This is a genomic window from Candidimonas sp. SYP-B2681, from assembly GCF_003971065.1.
Taxonomy (GTDB): Bacteria; Pseudomonadota; Gammaproteobacteria; order Burkholderiales; family Burkholderiaceae_B; genus Pollutimonas.
Genome location: NZ_RYDV01000001.1, coordinates 303,811 through 321,011, shown reverse-complemented (window position 1 = coordinate 321,011; position 17,201 = coordinate 303,811). Strand labels below are relative to the sequence as shown.

16 protein-coding genes and 1 tRNA gene are annotated in these 17,201 nt (G+C 54.4%); 11 read left to right on the top strand and 6 right to left on the bottom strand.

Going from position 1 to position 17,201, the window contains the following annotated elements:
• Window positions 1-39 precede the first annotated feature (39 nt).
• The gene (gene argF, locus EKL30_RS01605; RefSeq protein WP_126705438.1) at window positions 40-981 is read left to right on the top strand and encodes an ornithine carbamoyltransferase; all 942 of its coding nucleotides are present in this window, start codon (window positions 40-42) and stop codon (window positions 979-981) included.
• Between the two features lie 52 nt (window positions 982-1,033).
• Here argF and argG read toward each other — a convergent pair whose 3' ends face one another.
• Window positions 1,034-2,371, bottom strand: coding sequence for an argininosuccinate synthase (gene argG / locus EKL30_RS01600; protein ID WP_126705437.1), 1,338 nt, complete (start codon window positions 2,369-2,371; stop codon window positions 1,034-1,036).
• Window positions 2,372-2,432: 61 nt separating this feature from the next.
• Entirely contained in the window at window positions 2,433-2,783 is a 351-nt protein-coding gene (locus tag EKL30_RS01595; RefSeq protein ID WP_126705436.1) for a hypothetical protein, read from the bottom strand.
• A gap of 190 nt (window positions 2,784-2,973) precedes the next feature.
• On the opposite strand from EKL30_RS01595, the gene EKL30_RS01590 reads away from it, so the two are divergent.
• From EKL30_RS01590 to EKL30_RS01570, 5 genes are all read left to right on the top strand, one after another.
• Window positions 2,974-3,049 (top strand) — tRNA-Ala (locus EKL30_RS01590).
• Window positions 3,050-3,473: 424 nt separating this feature from the next.
• Entirely contained in the window at window positions 3,474-3,839 is a 366-nt protein-coding gene (locus EKL30_RS01585) for a hypothetical protein (protein WP_126705435.1), read from the top strand.
• A gap of 21 nt (window positions 3,840-3,860) precedes the next feature.
• Window positions 3,861-4,520, top strand: a complete 660-nt coding sequence (locus EKL30_RS01580) for a BRCT domain-containing protein (RefSeq protein WP_126705434.1) — start codon at window positions 3,861-3,863, stop codon at window positions 4,518-4,520.
• Window positions 4,521-4,617: 97 nt separating this feature from the next.
• Entirely contained in the window at window positions 4,618-5,949 is a 1,332-nt protein-coding gene (locus tag EKL30_RS01575) for a 3'-5' exonuclease (protein ID WP_199748451.1), read from the top strand.
• 638 nt (window positions 5,950-6,587) lie between these two features.
• On the top strand, window positions 6,588-7,127 hold the full coding sequence (locus EKL30_RS01570; RefSeq protein WP_126705433.1) for a hypothetical protein: 540 nt from the start codon (window positions 6,588-6,590) through the stop codon (window positions 7,125-7,127).
• A 129-nt stretch (window positions 7,128-7,256) separates the two neighbouring features.
• Here EKL30_RS01570 and EKL30_RS01565 read toward each other — a convergent pair whose 3' ends face one another.
• The 4 genes from EKL30_RS01565 to EKL30_RS01550 form a co-directional block, all read right to left on the bottom strand.
• Window positions 7,257-7,481: a hypothetical protein gene (locus EKL30_RS01565; RefSeq protein ID WP_126705432.1), complete on the bottom strand. Its 225-nt coding sequence runs from the start codon at window positions 7,479-7,481 to the stop codon at window positions 7,257-7,259.
• 39 nt (window positions 7,482-7,520) lie between these two features.
• On the bottom strand, window positions 7,521-8,582 hold the full coding sequence (locus tag EKL30_RS01560; RefSeq protein WP_126705431.1) for an isocitrate/isopropylmalate dehydrogenase family protein: 1,062 nt from the start codon (window positions 8,580-8,582) through the stop codon (window positions 7,521-7,523).
• 137 nt (window positions 8,583-8,719) lie between these two features.
• A complete protein-coding gene (locus EKL30_RS01555) occupies window positions 8,720-9,358 on the bottom strand; it encodes a GntR family transcriptional regulator (protein WP_126705430.1) in 639 nt (212 codons plus the stop codon).
• Window positions 9,359-9,434: 76 nt separating this feature from the next.
• Window positions 9,435-10,412 (bottom strand): tripartite tricarboxylate transporter substrate binding protein, encoded by a 978-nt coding sequence (locus EKL30_RS01550; protein ID WP_233582665.1) that lies wholly within the window; start codon window positions 10,410-10,412, stop codon window positions 9,435-9,437.
• Between the two features lie 341 nt (window positions 10,413-10,753).
• Here EKL30_RS01550 and EKL30_RS01545 point away from each other — a divergent pair, with 341 nt between their 5' ends.
• The 5 genes from EKL30_RS01545 to EKL30_RS01525 all read left to right on the top strand — a co-directional run bounded on the left by EKL30_RS01545 (window position 10,754) and on the right by EKL30_RS01525 (window position 17,002).
• Entirely contained in the window at window positions 10,754-11,710 is a 957-nt protein-coding gene (locus EKL30_RS01545) for a hypothetical protein (RefSeq protein ID WP_126705429.1), read from the top strand.
• Window positions 11,711-11,783: 73 nt separating this feature from the next.
• Window positions 11,784-12,905: a hypothetical protein gene (locus EKL30_RS01540; protein WP_126705428.1), complete on the top strand. Its 1,122-nt coding sequence runs from the start codon at window positions 11,784-11,786 to the stop codon at window positions 12,903-12,905.
• A 346-nt stretch (window positions 12,906-13,251) separates the two neighbouring features.
• Window positions 13,252-14,307 (top strand): ABC transporter ATP-binding protein, encoded by a 1,056-nt coding sequence (locus EKL30_RS01535; protein ID WP_126705427.1) that lies wholly within the window; start codon window positions 13,252-13,254, stop codon window positions 14,305-14,307.
• Window positions 14,304-15,980 (top strand): iron ABC transporter permease, encoded by a 1,677-nt coding sequence (locus EKL30_RS01530; protein ID WP_233582663.1) that lies wholly within the window; start codon window positions 14,304-14,306, stop codon window positions 15,978-15,980. The genes EKL30_RS01535 and EKL30_RS01530 overlap by 4 nt, the downstream gene beginning before the upstream one ends.
• Before the next feature lie 17 nt (window positions 15,981-15,997).
• Window positions 15,998-17,002, top strand: coding sequence for an extracellular solute-binding protein (locus tag EKL30_RS01525; protein WP_126705426.1), 1,005 nt, complete (start codon window positions 15,998-16,000; stop codon window positions 17,000-17,002).
• The last annotated feature ends 199 nt before the right edge of the window (window positions 17,003-17,201 follow it).

Here is a 17,201-nt window from a genome sequence, read left to right as displayed (position 1 = left end):
TCTTGCAGGGTAAGATGGCTCTTTTACACAAGGCTTATTATGTCTGGCGCCATATCGCAAACAGGTCCACTTCGGCATTTTCTGCAATTTCGCGACCTATCGAAAACCGAGATCCAATATGTTCTGGATCGCGCTCGTCTTATAAAGAATAAATTCAAGCGCTACGAGCCGCACCACACGCTTCACGATCGCAACCTGGCCATGGTCTTTGAAAAAGCCAGCACACGTACGCGAGTATCGTTCGAAGCAGGTATGTATCAACTCGGCGGTTCCGTCATACATCTTACCACCGGAGACTCCCAGCTTGGGCGATCGGAACCCATCGAGGACACAGCGCGCGTCATTTCGCGCATGGTTGATGTAATCATGATCCGTACGTTCGAGCAGACTCGCATCGAGCGCTTCGCCGCACACTCGCGCGTGCCGGTCATCAACGGGCTAACCAACGAGTTCCACCCTTGCCAGATCCTTGCCGATATTTTCACCTTTATCGAGCACCAGGGGCCTATAGCGGGCAAAACAGTGGCATGGATAGGTGACGGCAACAATATGGCCTACACCTGGCTCCAGGCTGCTGAAATGCTCGATTTCCAGTTGCGCGTGTCCGCGCCCGCCGGATACCAGCTCGACCCGCAACGCATCGGCCAGCCAGCACCATCAGTATTGCAAGAATTCGCTGATCCCATGGAAGCCTGTCGTGGTGCGCATCTGGTCACGACAGACGTCTGGACCAGCATGGGCTATGAAGCCGAGAACGAAGAGCGTCGCAAGGCCTTCGCCGATTGGTGCGTTGACGCCGAAATGATGGCCGTCGCCGATCCGGAGGCTATCTTCATGCACTGCCTGCCGGCTCATCGCGGTGAGGAAGTCACTGGCGACGTTATCGATGGACCGCAAAGCGTCGTATGGGACGAGGCCGAAAACCGCCTTCACGTACAAAAAGCGTTGATGGAGTTTTTGCTGCTCGGCCAGATCAATTGAAAAAAAACGGCGCCTGTTGAAGCAGGCGCCGTCATTTACAAAACACTGTCGTCTACTTTTCGCTTTTGTCCTTCAATTGCGGCAATGCAGCGTTACCTGCCGGCGTAAGCAGACCCGCCTTTACATAGGTAAACAGTTTTTCTCGGGTATCGATGATGTCCAGGTTGCGCATGGTCAACTGGCCGATGCGGTCGCGGGGCGAGAACATCGACTCGCCTTTTTCCATCGTAAGACGTTCAGGCTTATACGTTAAATTGGCCGAGCGCGTATCAAGAATCGAATAATCATTACCACGGCGTAGTTCAATGGTGACTTCGCCCGTGACGGCGCGAGCAACCCAGCGCTGTGCGGTCTCGCGCAGCATGATCGACTGAGGATCGAACCAGCGCCCTTGATACAGCAGGCGGCCCAGTTTGCGACCGTTATCGCGGTACTGTTCGATCGTGTCTTCATTATGAATGCCAGTCACCAGGCGTTCGTAGGCAATGTACAGCAAGGCCAGGCCCGGGGCTTCGTAGATACCGCGGCTTTTGGCTTCAATAATACGATTTTCGATCTGATCGCTCATGCCCAGACCGTGGCGCCCGCCAATGCGATTGGCTTCGAGCAACAGCTCTACGCTATCAGAGAATTCAACACCGTTAAGTGCGACTGGCTGCCCTTCTTCGAAGCGCACCGTGACTTCTTCACGCTTGACCTCGACCTCGTCGCGCCAGAAGGCCACGCCCATAATAGGCTGGACAATCTTGATACCGGAATTCAGGTATTCCAGATCTTTCGCTTCGTGGGTCGCACCCAACATATTGGAATCAGTCGAATAGGCTTTCTCGGACGACATCTTGTAATCAAAGCCCGCTTGACGCATGTATTCGGACATTTCCGAACGCCCGCCGAGCTCATCGATAAAAACCTGATCCAGCCATGGCTTATAGATTTTTAGATCCGGGTTCGTCAGCAAACCATAGCGATAGAAGCGTTCAATGTCGTTACCCTTATACGTGCTGCCATCGCCCCAAATATTGACGTCGTCTTCCTTCATTGCCGCAACAAGCATGGTGCCGGTCACAGCGCGGCCAATCGGCGTCGTGTTGAAGTAGGTTACACCTGCTGTCGAGATGTGGAAGGCGCCACATTGAAGCGCTGCAATTCCCTCGGCGACCAACTGCGAACGGCAATCCACCAATCGGGCTGCTGTAGCGCCATATTGCATGGCTTTACGGGGAATTTCGTCATAATCGGGTTCGTCGGGCTGACCCAGATTGGCGGTATAGGCATAAGGAATTGCACCCTTATTGCGCATCCACAACAAGGCGGCACTGGTATCGAGCCCGCCAGAAAATGCGATACCGACCTTCTGGCCGGTAGGAACGTCTTCAAGAATGGTTGTCATTGTTGATCTAAGGCCTTGGAAAATGAATCAGCTAACGAGGCATTATATCCCTCGTACGGACTCAGTTCCCACGGCGCAGCGGCTTGGCAGGCGCATCAGCGTCCTCCAACGGATAAGCATCTGCGACATAGCCCGGCCCTTTCATCACCATAATGATGATCGCATAGGTCGCAATAAAAACGACTACGTTCAAATGAACCATCAATAGAGCCAATGCGTAAATATCCACCGTCGTGGTCAAACGCTCGATTTCTTGTTCTGTTGCTGGCCATTCGACCAAGCGTACCAGCAGTGAAGGTAGCCCTAGAAGAACGATGCCGTACACAAGAATACGAGGAATGGCACGAAGAACAGGACGCTCCATGCCCGCGGGACTTGCTGGATAACCGGAAAGCCTATTTAGAAGTTTCATAAATGCCACCATGTGGCTGATGTGAATACCATTCTGGCAGCAGATTATGTTCCTAGGCGGTGGGAGGGAACTGGTAACTGATGGCCAGCTTTGGACCACCTTCGTGCTGCCTTAGTGCTCTGATGTTTGGACCGGATTACGCCGAAAAAATTGCGCTGTGACAAGGCAATTTTGTTAAAATCAGGTCGCAGGGGGAGTAGCTCAGCTGGGAGAGCGCTGCGTTCGCAATGCAGAGGTCGGGAGTTCGATCCTCCTCTTCTCCACCAACATCAAAGCCCTGACTGGTATCAGTCGGGGTTTTTTGTTGTCGGGAGCGCCACGGTTGGCGGGGGTTGGAGGTTTTGCCTCTTGACCGTGTGTGTCGCAGTGGACGACGTTTTGGCCCGCTTTCAACGGCAAAAACCGTCTCCGTTCTCTGTTTGTCTCTTGAGCGTCCAAGGGACGGTGTCTGCTGTTTGTGCGTGCTGAGCGGCATCAGGTTGTGGTTAGAAACGGCTTAAGACGAAGCGACCCGTCCAAAATTATGGTGTGAGGTTGGCGGCACCCAACAAGTAAGGGTTCTTTGCCGAGTTTCCCATGGGACACACTTCGCTGCAGGGCAAGGTTGGCTCTTTACTGGACCCACCGTGTATTTCCAGCTATAACGTAACAAAACGTATTTAATGCTACGGAAACACATAAGGATAGGGAATGCAGATAAATCGTTCCACAACCGCGCCGCGACGTACCGGCATGTCCACGATTCAGCTATGGCACGCTTCGGACGAGGGACTAATTGCTTGCTGGGAAAGGGGCAAGGATCTGTCTGCTGAAGCTTCCGAATTAGCTGAACAGGCGCGTAAAGGCGAGTTGGTTCCTCTTCCGTGGAAAGGTGGAGTGAATAAAGCCATAAAGTCGAAGTCGAAATTCGGGACATTTCGCTATCTCGCTATGTGGCAAGGCCTGCGTGGAGCAGACTTGACGATTGATACAGACGTCGAACTTTCTTTGTGCTGTACGAGGTTTGGTGTGCGGGTAACTTTCACCAACGACGTCTCAAAACTTGCCGATTCATAAACCGACGAAAGGAGCAATATCATGGGATGGTTTAACGAAGCATTCAACGGACATGACATCGACGAGCATGGTCAACCACTTAATAAATCCTACCGCGCTCACGCTGTTCAAGAGCGACAGATTGACGAGCTAATCGGTTTGGTCAAGGGCGTCCTTGCCGATGGCGTGATCTGTCAAGGTGAGGTGGAATACCTCCTTAAGTGGGTCGAGTCCAATCGAACAGTCGCAAATCAATGGCCAGCTAACGTCTTGTATCCACGTATCGCGGCCGCCTTGGCCGATGGCCACATGGATGAAGATGAAGAAAGTGAAATTCTGTCCCTCCTTATCTCAGCTGTCGGCGATAGATCGCTCCCCAAAGGTGGCGAGGCGAGCCACAGCACAGCGCTTCCCTTGTGCCACCCTGCCCCCAAAATATATTTCGCTGCCCAGACATTTTGCTTCACCGGTAAGTTCAACAGCGGCACTCGCGGTTGGTGTGAACGACAAGTCCAAGAACGAGGCGGTTTTGCCTCGAGCAACACCACCAAGAAATTGAATTATCTGGTGATTGGAGAAATTGGCAGTCGCGACTGGCTGCACTCAACCCACGGGCTAAAAATCAAAAAAGCGCTTGAGTATAGAGACGCTGGGCAACCGCTGCATATCGTCAGCGAACAGCATTGGTACGGGTCTATATAAGCACCGAGCTAATTATCTCCACGCCTGGACTTCCAGGCCACACAAAACTACCAGCTGGCTCTCATAGCCAGTTACACGAAAAATGTTCGGGAGATAAATGATGTTTAAGGTGCTGCGTAGCCTGTTTCGACGTTCGACAATAACGCCAACTGCCGTAGACACTGCACTAGTTACTCTACCCCCAAACTTAATCCCGGATGCGTCCCCATCTCCTAACCCGGTGACCCCCATCTTCGCGGATACCGAAACGACGGGTTTGAATCGAGACGGTGCAGACGAAGTCTTAGAAATTGCCATCGTCGACGCCGAAGGTACCACGTTGCTGAACACATTGGTCCGCCCAGTGCGAAATACCGCTTGGCCTAATGCCCAAGCCGTACATGGAATCAGCCCGCAGGATGTGGTCAACGCTCCGACTTGGGCTGAATTGCTACCCAAGATCGCCAGTATCTGCGCTGGTAAGACCGTCGTTTTCTATAACGCCCCGTTTGATATGAGTTTCTTCCCTGCCGGTTTTTTCCCGTCGGTATCCTGTGCCATGCGTCGTTATAGCGACGTTAGTCCCACGGGGAATACTTGGGTAAAGCTCTCCGATGCTGCTGCTGGATCCGGGTATGTCTCCTCGGGCGCATACCACCGTGCGCTAGAGGATACTTTTGCTTGCCGTCACATCTGGCTATTCGGGATTCCAGAATTAGAAAAGGCATACCCGTCACTAACCAATCCGCGAATCACCGCCGAGCTTGCCTCGGAAGCCGGTACGGGCTTACCTCTGATATTCAATACTCTGTACCAAGACGAGCTTAAATTCGTGACCATTAATGATCACTGCCGTCTCTGGACTAAAGACGACCGCGAGGAGATCACCGTTTATCGCCCGCGCACCTTAGGCGGCAACGGTAAAATCGCAACCTTGCCCAAAGCTGACAATCCGGAACTAACCAGGCGGCTGACGGCAGGCGACAAGATCGCGTTGCAGCTGAGAGCGCGTGACAACGATGTACTGTTGTTCGATGTCCTCAGTCTGCGTCAAAAAAAGCGTGAGATCACCGAGCTACCCGACAGACCCGTAGAGTTCTCGCCGATTGATGACGACATTTTCAAATGCTTCATTGCTAATCGGTCCGGCATTTGCGGCGCCATCGGAGAGTGGGAAGATTTTTACAAAGTGGAATCCGAGATTGCCCGCATATGCAAGGACCGAGGAGGACGCTACTACAAAACAAGGGCCAAGAGTGCGAGGTTTGCGATCATCTTCGATCCCTATTCCCACACCGCCGACACGGTCTGGAGCTTGCAACAAGCTGGCTATAAAGTCACGAAGTTCGACCAGGTCGTCGTTCAATTCGGTCTTACGCACCTGTGGGATTGTCCACGCTACCTGGCCTACGTCGACTCCCTAAAGCATTACGTCGATAACCCGATGTAACGGCAGCAAGTAGGTGTGCTTCCTTCGCGATGAGGATAGCAAACAATGAGGAAAGCGATTCACTGCCGAACAAACTTTCACTTTCAGCCGAATTAGACATCTTGTCGAGTTTCACAGCACGGTAAATCTGACACTGGCCTGCAAATGGGAGTTGATGCTACATACGCTATGCAGTAGTTGCCGCCAGGGCATTCCATGACATCAACGCGGCGGCCACGGCCCAATTTCACCACCCTCGATAGCTTGACGGACGGTGCCAAAGTCCGTGCGCACACGCATCAGTACTCCGGCAGCATCTTCGTTTTGGCTGTCGCCTTCAGCCAAAAATAGCTCGATCAGTCAGTACGTTGCGTCGGATCGCTTTCCACAGCTTGGTGCTGGTGGACAACCCGCGCGCCTGGCGTCTGGCTCGTGCCCGTTTCGGACTGTCCCACTGACGGAAGTCCTGCTGGTGTCTACAGCAGTAGCCAAGCGTATCGATCAGCGCGGCGCACCCCGGGTGGCGACACGCGGTGGGGGCGGCTCGAGGCATGAGTTCCTGTATCAATTAAGAGGGCGAAAACAATCAGAAAACGCTTGTCTTCGGATGGCGAAGAAGCGTTCATACCGTCATGTACACAACCCCACCGGAGAGCCCCATGACGATCACACTGACCCCAGCCCAACACGCCGTCCTTGCTTTCGCCATCCGCGCGTTTCGTATTGAACTGACCACGATTGGCCATTTTCTGGACACCAAGATGGAAGCGGCTGACGGCATCATCGAGCAGCTGGACGAACAGATTCGCCGAATCCAACAGAAGACATTGACGTTAAGCGCAAAGCAGGCTGTGCTCTACCTGGACTCAGAGCAGGAAAGGTTCAGGGACCTTAAGGCGGAGTACGTTCGGATTGGGCTGGAGCACAAGATAGAGGAGTTCAGCCTCACACAGCAGCTGGAAGAAATTGACATCGTGCTCGGATTCTTGCGCCATCTCACGCAAAATGATTACCAAAATCCTGATCTCGCCTCAATACCGGCCGATCAGATTAAGGCGCTACTCTTTTCCGGTTCAGGCATCACTCCGAAAGAAGAAGCCTTTATTCCTACGCGCCTGCTTAGCAAGCTGATCCGGCGACATCGTGAATTGGGTTCGAACGGCTCGCATGTGGAGCAAAGCAGCCGGCCGCACGAGTGAGCCGCCAAGCGTTTATTTTTGGTCGGCACCGGAGCGGATCACAAGGCGATAGGTATTCTGATCCGCCACCGCCCCCGCGTTCTTTCCCACCTGCACGGTTTTCGCTCGCTGCTGTCAGTATATCGACGGTTAGCCCCGTTCCTGCGTTTCGGGCAGTTGGATGATGTTGCGTGCGTCTTTGTAGGGTGTGATCGCCGCAAGGGACCGTTCCCCAAAGAACACCGCGCGGCCCACCGGGTCGCGCAATAAGTCCGTTTGATAACCAAACGCGAGAACGTGTGTCCGTCGGCGTCCTTGGCGGCCGGCACCTCGATTGACGCCTCCGGCTTGTCTGCGCGCAGGTGACCCTTCCACACAGGCGCCTCACCGATGTACACCAGGTTAAAAAGCCGCTTACACGGTAGATAATCGTGTAGCCAAGGCCTCCCCGGTTTCGCGCGTGCCTAGCTTGCCGCCGACATCCCGCGTCGCCTCTTGGGCGTCTATGGCAGCAGCAACGCCATCGAAAATGCCTTTGGCGGCGATCATAAAGGGCGTTTTGTCGTTTTTCTGGCCGTACCAGTTCAGCAGCATTGCCGCAGACAATACTAGCGAAAAAGGATTGGCAATATTTTGTCCCGCGATATCCGGGGCCGAGCCGTGCGCGGCCTGACCCATCGCATATTGGTCGCCCGCATTTAACGACCCGCCAAGGCCCAGGCTGCCGGAGAGCTCGGCGGTAAGATCCGAAAGAATATCCCCGAACATATTGGTCGTTACGATGACATCGAAGCGCTGGGGCGCTCGCACGACGTGGGCCATCATGGCATCGACGATGAAATCATCGATTTTGACATCCGGGAAGTCACGCCCGACTTCATGGCATATATCGATGAACATGCCGTCGGCAATCCTCAATACGTTCGCTTTATGCACAATGGTCACATGTTTGCTACGCGTGCGGGCCAGTTCAAATGCGGAACGCGCGATCCGTTCGCAACAGCTTCTGGTTATGCGACGTAGGGATATGGCAACATCGGGAGTAATCAGCATTTCACTGCTTCCCGATTCGATGTTGCGGTCGGAGTAAAACCCTTCGGTATTTTCGCGCACCACGACAAGATCGAATTCGCCCAGACGGGCGGGCATGCCATTGTAAGTTCGAGCGGGACGAATATTGGCGTAAAGATCGAGGCACTTGCGAAAGTACTTGGATGGATTGATCTCACCCTTTGATTCGTCTTTGAAGTCATATGTCGCCATTGGTCCCAACATAAGGCCGTCAGCAGCTTTCACTTTTTCTAGCAGGGCGTTAGTGACCGTTGCGCCGTGTAGCTTCAAACTGTCGTGACCCGCTACGTCGTGGACCAATTCCAGACCTAGGTCAAAACGCCGGGATGCCGCTTCTAATACGTCAACCGTTGCTGCCATTGTTTCTGGGCCGATACCGTCGCCGGGAAGAACTATGATTTTCATTGAAATTATCGTACTGAGTGAATGGATATTTTAGGGAGAGGTTCGCTGCGGCAACCAGGTCGCGGTACGTTGCGTCTGGGCTTTCGCGAACTCGTAAATTCTTTTGATGTGTTGTGCGCGCGATCAATAAGGCTGGTTTACAGTTCTCGCAGCATTTTTAAGCGTTCCAGAAAGGCCTGCCTGATGTGTGACTTGGCTGCTTTACTGGCTGATTCAGGATCTCTATTTCGGATCGCTTCTAGTACATCTTGATGTTCCAATAGCGCCTTCTTCGCCCGGCTTTCAGTGTCTAATGTGCTGCGGCCAAGTAAATAAGTGGTATCCGTCGATGATTGGAGCGCGCGGATAAGGTGTTGATTGTGAGCCGCACCGTAGATGGCTTCATGAAACGCCAAGTTCAAGGCCACGGCATCTGCTCCGGGTTTGTCGTGCTCGGACAATATTGATTCCATATTGTCGATTTCCGCATCGGTGGCATGCCTTGCGGCGAATTCGGCGGCAGCGCCTTCCAGCACTTCGCGCATGGCATACAGTTCGGTGACGCCTTGCTGGTCCATCTTTGTGACCACCAAGCCACGGCGCGGCTCATGCGTCAGAAGTCGCTCATCTTCAAGACGTTTCAGAGCTTCGCGAACGGGCGTGCGCCCCATGCCAATCAACTTGGCGACATCGATCTCCCGCAGCCGGTCGTCAGCGGAAAAAAAGCCACTGAGTATCTTTTGCTTGATGTCGTTATACGCTTTATGAAACTGCGTATTGCTTTTAGAAATTGGCATGGTGCGAGTTACCCTTCTGAGCGACCAAGTTTCGGCGTAGCGTTGAAACGGTGTTGAATTTCTGCGAAAGGATGCATTATCTCTGTTCTATAGCACCGACCACTTTTTCCCACATGGCCAATTCGTCAAACAGCTTCTGTTCGAAGTCGCCCGGGCTTCCCTTGAACACGGTGGCTCCTTCGGAGGCCAGCCGGTTGCGTACTAATTGCTCGCCCGTAATCTTGTTCGTAACGGCATTGAGCTTTTCAACGATAGAGGCGGGCATATTTGCAGGTCCAAGAACTCCCCACCAAGTGGAAATATCGAATCCCGGGATGCCAGCTTCGTCCAGCGTTGCAACGTTAGGAAAGAGGCTCGAACGCTCCTTCGTCGTCACGGCAAGCAACAGCACTTTATCGGCCTTCACGTTTTCCAGCATTGTGGGCATCGTCGAAAAGAAAATCTGCACGCGGCCCGCTAAAAGATCGAGTGTGGCCGGTCCGCTACCTCGGTAAGGGACATGTGTGATATCAACCTTGCCCAATTGCTGGAATAGTGCGCCGGATAGGTGGTTGATGCTGCCCGGCCCGGCTGAACAATAGTTAATTGAGTTCGGCTCGTCTTTGGCTTTTTTAAGCAAATCGGCAGTGGTCTTCACTCCGAGTTCTTTGTTCGCAACCAACATCAAGGGGCCAGTGCCCAGAAGGGCAATAGGAGTGAAGCTCGTCTTTGGATCGTAGGCAGTGCTTTTTTCCCATGCGGAATTGGTTGCGAAGGTAGACGTCGCGAACAGCAATGTATAGCCGTCTGGCTTGGCTTGCGCCACACGCGATGCGCCGATCGATCCGCCACCGCCGCCTCGGTTCTCGACAACCACGGCTTGCCCAAGCTCTTTTCCAAGTTCCAGCGCGAATTCCCGCGCAATACTGTCGGTGCCGCCCCCTGCCGCGAAGGGCACAACGATGGTAATAGGCTGGCGTGGCCACGTTTGGACGGCCTCAGCATGAACGGTGGTTGCCGTTGTGACGACGAAGAGCGATGCAAGAAGCTTACGCAAAGTTGTTATTTTTTTCACTGTCTTCCCCAATGGAGGTTGTTGATAAAGCGCGTTGTAGATGAATATATATTTTTGTATACAAAGATATATATTACCTGAACTGCAACTCTTCCGCTGAGGAATTCCAAAGATAGGAGGTAGGGCGCGTGGCAGCGGCGCTGTGCGTGGCAGCAAATGCGTGAGCCAGTCCCTGCGGTGGTGTGTGCTTGCAGCCAGTATCGACAAGGGCGCGATCCTTATCGTGGACAATGCATAGATGGCAATCAGGCACGGCAGCAACGAGGGGAGGTAAGCGCTAAAAAGAGCCCCTCTGGCAAAGACCCATTGCAAAGGTCAAGCCAATCGACATACAGGTATTCTTGCAATGCCTTTGGGGCACGTATGACTATCCGCTTACGTTGGGCGAAGTCACGGCGCTGATCAATACCATTTGGGGCGAAGTGCTGGACGGGCGCCTCATCGATTTGCCGGAAATCGCGTTTTTTGAAGCGCCCACTGTTCGATATCTCGCGTTTCGCGCTTGGTTGATCTATTGCTACGGGCAGACCGGACAATCCGATCAATGGCAGACCTACACGGATTTCGCAGCGCGGATCGAATCCGCCCTAGTACTAGGAAATCTGGCCCAAGACCGATCAAATAGTGGCCTGATCGGCGCGGATCAGGCCTTGGTGCGTCTGGACGCGAATACCCCACTGGTGGAAGTGTCCGCACTGGTCGAGTCTCCGGCCTCCACGATCTACACCGGCCCGTCCGACCAACTCGGCCTGAGCAGGTCGCGTGACAACGCGGTCCCGGCTTTGGTCGACACACGGGGCCTACCCCTCGCTCTTGCGGTGCATCAGCGGCTGGCCCGTATTCCGCTGATCGGGCGTCTGGCGTCTAAGCTGAGCCTGACACAAGTAACGATGGACGACCTGCGTGAACTGGGGGAAATCACGCGCATCGACCAAATTCCTGATGACGAGCGGGAATCGTTGCTGGCAGCCATCGTTCCTTCCGAACCGCTGCCGAAGGAGCGGGCGCGTATCGGCACCTATGCTGCGCTGCTGACATTGGCCACCGAGATGAAGGTGCGCCCCACTGAGAGTGACCTGTTCGACACCGCCTGTTCTATGAATCGCTTTGGTGAGCCTCTGCTCGACCACGTGGCCGAAGGGTGGATCTCTTACTGCGTGCGTGACGCGATCGCCGTGACTCAAGAAGCCGTGCTCGCGGCCGTGATGGGCGAGATCCTGGCAAGCCCAGCTGGCGGTTTAGCTGGTGTGGCGCGCCATGTAATCGTTGGAGGGCTGATGGAGCGCAGCGTTTCGTGACCCAGGATTTCAATCCCGGCGCACAGACGATACCAAGAGCAACACACCTGCTGCGCCTGTCAATCCAGCCGATTTGATCGTGCGTCTGGAGGCGTACTACGATGGATTGCCGAGCTTCGGCTCGGCCGGCCCAAGCTCCTTCTCGATTACTGGGATTTTGCGACTGTTGTTCGATGCTGAGTCGGAAGAAGTTGTGGGACCTACAACAGCCAAAGACAAATATGTCAACGAAGGGCAGTTGCTCGAGAACGACTCAATCGCTTCCCAAAAGGTTTCGGACGAGAAAGTGGAAGACTCAAAAACAGCGCCGGTTGAAGGTCGCTTCCGAGATCGGCTAGCGGGCCAGATCGCTATGTTCTTGAGTCAGATGGCTTCACCGCCTTTCGCGGAGCGATGCTCGGCGACACAAATGGTTCAGGCGGTTGCATTCCCGCTTGCCGTGGCGCTGCGAGGCCAGCGGCGGGGATGGGTAAGCACAGATGTTGCAGAGAAATGGGCTCTGGAAATATTTGCCATCCTCTTTCGTGGGCGAGCGCAGAAATCTGGCGGGCTGTTGCGCGTGGTCGAACAGCGATACGTTCGGAATGACCAACATCCGATATTTACTGAAGTGGTCGGTGACGGGACGTTGTGGATGGTGCTGCTTGCCACGCTTGGAAGTACATCTTGGCAAGGCGTCGGTACGGACATTGACAAGGCGGTTGCCCTGCGCGAAGTGTTCACGGCGCCCCAACTACTGACAGATGCCCTTCCTGCCCGGGTCTCCGGCCTACTCGGGAAAATACGGATTAATGATGCGCGTACCTACCTTGCCGATGTCGCACCGAACGCAACACAGTTGCTTAACGACATAGAGCACACGTTGAGCCAGACATGGAAGGATGAGTTGCGCTTGCAGGGCGAGCACGGCATTACCCACAAGGTTGGAGATCTACTTTGGCGCGAGAAGGTTGGTTGGGCGATCTGCCTGCTGGAGTGCACAACCAAGACAGGCCAGTCGCTGAAGGTTCGGCTTCGAGGAGTGGAAAAGGTTGTGATGAGTGGTTACTACGTCAGTGTTTCTGAACTGGCCAGCCGAGACGCGAAGCTCGCAAGGCTGATCGGTCAGCTGCGATCCACAGTTCCCCTATCTTACTCTGAGCACTTTTTCAACCTCAACCCCCCTGCTCTCGCAGAAGATGTCCATCCCATCTAGTATTTGCGCTCGGCTTTACACTCAATCGCCGATACACCAAAATGCCCCGATCCACGCCCTTTCGCGTTATTCCTGCCCCTCCTGTTCGGAGAACCATTTCAGTGTCAGTGCCCAACTCCACCACCAAATTCAAAATCCTGACTGGTTTCGTTCGGGATTTTTTTTGCCCGCAGCGCTAGTGTTTGCGTCGATCGGGTTTAGTGTCGCGAACGGAATGCACGCGACATTAACGACGCAGCCTCCATCGCAATACCGACACTGCTTCCGTTACATTCACCGACACTCTTTGTCATAAACCTGTCACAATCCGTCGTTTGCAGCTTTATCGGCATACTTCTGACTTGCTATGGCAGACATTCTTATCGACGGTATCGTCAAACGCTACGGCGACGTCACCATCATCGACCAGCTCTCCCTCAATATTCAGCACGGCGAATTTTTCACCCTGCTGGGTCCCAGCGGCTGCGGGAAGACCACTCTGCTCCGGATGATTGCGGGCTTTATCATCCCGGACGAGGGACGCCTCGTAATGGACGGCAAGGACATTACCCGGCTTCCCGCCCATAAGCGGGAAACAGGGATGGTGTTCCAGGATTACGCTTTGTTTCCCGACAAGAGCGTCTTCGATAACGTGGCCTACGGTTTACGCGTTCGCAAACAATCCAACGCAGTCATTGCTGAAAAAGTGACACGCATGCTTGAACGCGTGGAACTGGCTCACTTGTCGAAACGCTATCCCGCCGAGCTGTCAGGCGGGCAGCGTCAGCGTGTCGCCTTGGCCCGAGCACTGGTTATCGAACCACGCGTCCTGTTGATGGACGAGCCTCTGTCCAACCTTGATGCCAAGCTACGAATCCAGATGCGCGACGTCATCAGACAGCTGCAGCAAGAGTCGAAAATTACGGCCATCTTTGTTACCCACGACCAAGAAGAAGCGCTGTCGATGTCCGACCGTATTGCGCTCCTGCGCAACGGCCGCATCGATCAGCTTGATACGCCCGAGGGGCTGTATGCCCGCCCGCACACCTCCTACGCAGCCGATTTTATCGGCGCGGCAAACCTCCTTAACGTTATTGACGTGCAAGCCGCAGGAAACGGGAGCATTCTGCAGATCGCCGGCGTAAATATGGAAGTGTCTTGTGTCGCCCCGGGCCCGCAGTGCCGGCTGGTTGCCCGCCCCGAACATATCAGCCTGCACACCGAACACCAGACCAATTCGCTGCGTTTACCCGCAACGGTCGTCCACCGCCGTTATCTTGGCTATAAGGCCACCTACGCATTGCGGCTTGGCGACGGCCAGACGTTGAATGCCGACGTACCTGCAGCCGAAGATCGGCAGCTGGCTCCCCGGTCTCAGGTGTACCTCGGTTTCAGTGCTGAATGCCGCCTGGTCCAAGCATGAGTAAGATGATGCGCAATGCATTGACCAAAGACCTGACATCCTCCTGGTTCGTACCGGCGTTACTTTGCCTTTTAGTGCTTGTCGCCTTAGTAGTGTGGCCGCTCGCCGCCCTATTTCAACAGAGCGCAGTGGATCCAGTCAGTGGAAGGCTCAGCCTTCAGGGCTTCGAGACTTTCTTTTCCTCCCCGATTTATGTAGAAGCGTTATTCAATACAGTAAAACTGGGCATAGTTTCGACCATTGGCACACTCGTGTTGGGGGCCCCCCTCGCATATGTGGTGGCACGCTACGATTTCCCCGGAAAAAGCATCGTTGCGTTATTGCCGCTGGCGACCATCATTCTGCCGGATATCGTGGTCTCGCAAGCCTGGCTTATGCTGCTCGGCAACAACGGCATAGTGCGTCATGCGCTGGATAGCATAGGCATCGTGCTGCCTTCTTTCTACGGCTGGTTCGGAATGATCTATACGCTCATTCTGAACGACTACACCTACGTGTATATCGGGATGCTTGCTGCGTTGAAGGCGCTGGACGGCACCATTGAAGAAGCTGCGGTGAACCTTGGTGCCAGCAGCGTTCGTCGCTTTTTTACAGTCACCTTACCGGTGCTGGCTCCCGCATTATTGATCAATGCGATGATCGTCTTCACGCTGGCGGTAGACAACTTCTCCATTCCGATGATCCTGGGTGGGAACGTTGACGTGCTTTCATCGCTGACCTACCAAACCTTCCTCTCTGAAATGGGCGGAAACCCGACGATGCAAAGCGTGCTGGCGGTGGTTTCGGTCATCCTCGTGGGTGCGGTACTTTTTGTTCAAAAACGCATCATCGCGCGCAAGACCTACCAGATGCAGCAGGGCCGTGCTCCTGTCGCCGTACGCGCCCGTGGAATGTCCGCCGTCTTACTGACTGGAGGAGCGGTCCTTTTCGTAGCGTTCTCGATGATTCCCGCGATAACAGTCATCATCGGCGCATTCACCAAGGCGCGGGGCCCGGTAATGCAGTACGGCACATTCACCCTCGAGAACATGGAACGGGCGCTGCGCAGCGCGCCAGAGCCGATATTGAATTCCTTGATGCTCGCCAGCGTGGCGGCTATTGCCGGCACCTGCTTCGCCACGGTCGCAAGCTACCTCATTGTGAAGAAAAGGCTATGGGTGGTGAACATGCTGGATTACGTCGTGATGCTGCCGCTTGCCATTTCCGGCACCGTTCTAGGCATCGCGCTCATCCACACCTACAACAGTGGAATGATTGTACTTACGGGTACCTGGGTAATCATGGCGGCGGCGTACTTCGTGCGCAAGGTACCGTTTTCCATCCGGTCCGCCTCGGCTTCCCTATACAGCATCCCTGATTCAATCGAAGAAGCCTCCATCAATCTGGGGGTGTCGCCAGTGAAAAGCTTCTTCAAAGTGGTTTTGCCGGTGATGAAGCCCGCCATCCTTGGCGCAGCCATTCTTATGTGGGTGACGTCATTGGCGGAGATTTCAGCCACCATCGTTTTGTACTACGGTGGCATGGAAACCATGCCGATCCAAATGTTCCGACAAATCGATGCTGGCTATCTGGCACGGGCCTCCGCCTACGGTGTCATCCTGATGTCCGTCATCATCGTCCCCGTTTTCCTGGCCGTACGCTTCCTGAAGCTCGACCTTTTTTCCAGCCGTTAACTCCTGAGGCTTCTTATATGACCACGCTTTTCCCTTCCAAGCTCGGCATTTCCGCCCTATTCGCCACGGCGGCGCTCACCCTCGGTACTCAAGGACATGCGGCCGAAGCCGTTGTCTACACATCCAATAATGTACAGGTCATCGAGGTTGCTCTCGATGTCGCCACGAAAACGACGCGCAGCCTGAAAGTGCAGCGCGTTACATCGGGCACCGGGGCCCTGATGAAACGCATCGAGGCAGAAGCACAGAGTCCACTCGGTGACGTCGTATGGGGCGCAGGTTTTGGCACCATGGCTGCATTCAAGCATAATTTCCAGCCTTACGAATCACCCCAGGTCAAGGGCGTTGATCCGCGTTTCATCGGTCCAGACAATCTCTGGGCCGGCACCAATGCACATGTGATGCTTGTCATGGTGAACGAGAAGCAACTGAAGGGTGAAAAGGCCCCAAGCAGTTGGGCCGATCTGTTTGACCCGAAATGGAAGGGCAAGGTCATCATTGGTGACCCGGCGACATCGGGCAGCGCCTACGACCAGGTTTACGGTATCTACAAGCTTTTTGGTCAAGAGGGCTTGGACAAGCTCGCCGCCAACGCAGTGATCTCCAAGAGCTCCGGACAGGTATACAAGAGTGTGGCCGGGGGGGAGTACCCGCTCGGTGTGACCATGGAATACGCGGCCTACGCCTATGTGGCTGGTGGCCAGAAGGAGATCCGTCTGGTTTACCCGACTGAAGGCGTATTTGTAGCGCCAGAAGCGGTCGCCGTCATCAAGAACCCCAAGAACGGGGCACAGGCCGCGCAAGAGCTTTTCGACGTGCTGCTGTCGCGTGAAGTGCAGGAAGCCGAACTGGTTGAAACCTTCCGCCGGCCAACGCGCAGCGACATTGACGTTGCCAGGCTTACAGAGCTTCCGAATTTAAGTGATATCAAGGTGTTCGAAACTGACCCGCTACGGGCGGCAGACGAATACAAAGAAATTATTGACGGCTGGAAGAAAGCGGTAAAGGCCGCTGGCAAATGATCTTTCGGTAAAGACCGTTACGAAGACCCCGCCAGCAGTTCAACATCCCGACCGATACCGGCCGGGATTTTTTTTTGGGCAGCTCTTGGGCAATAGGCCAACCATAAAACCGATGCCGAACACGACATTCGAGAGTATCTTCGAAGGTGTCTTTCCTTCGACAGGATACCAATATGACCTCGCCAACGTTAAGACAGAC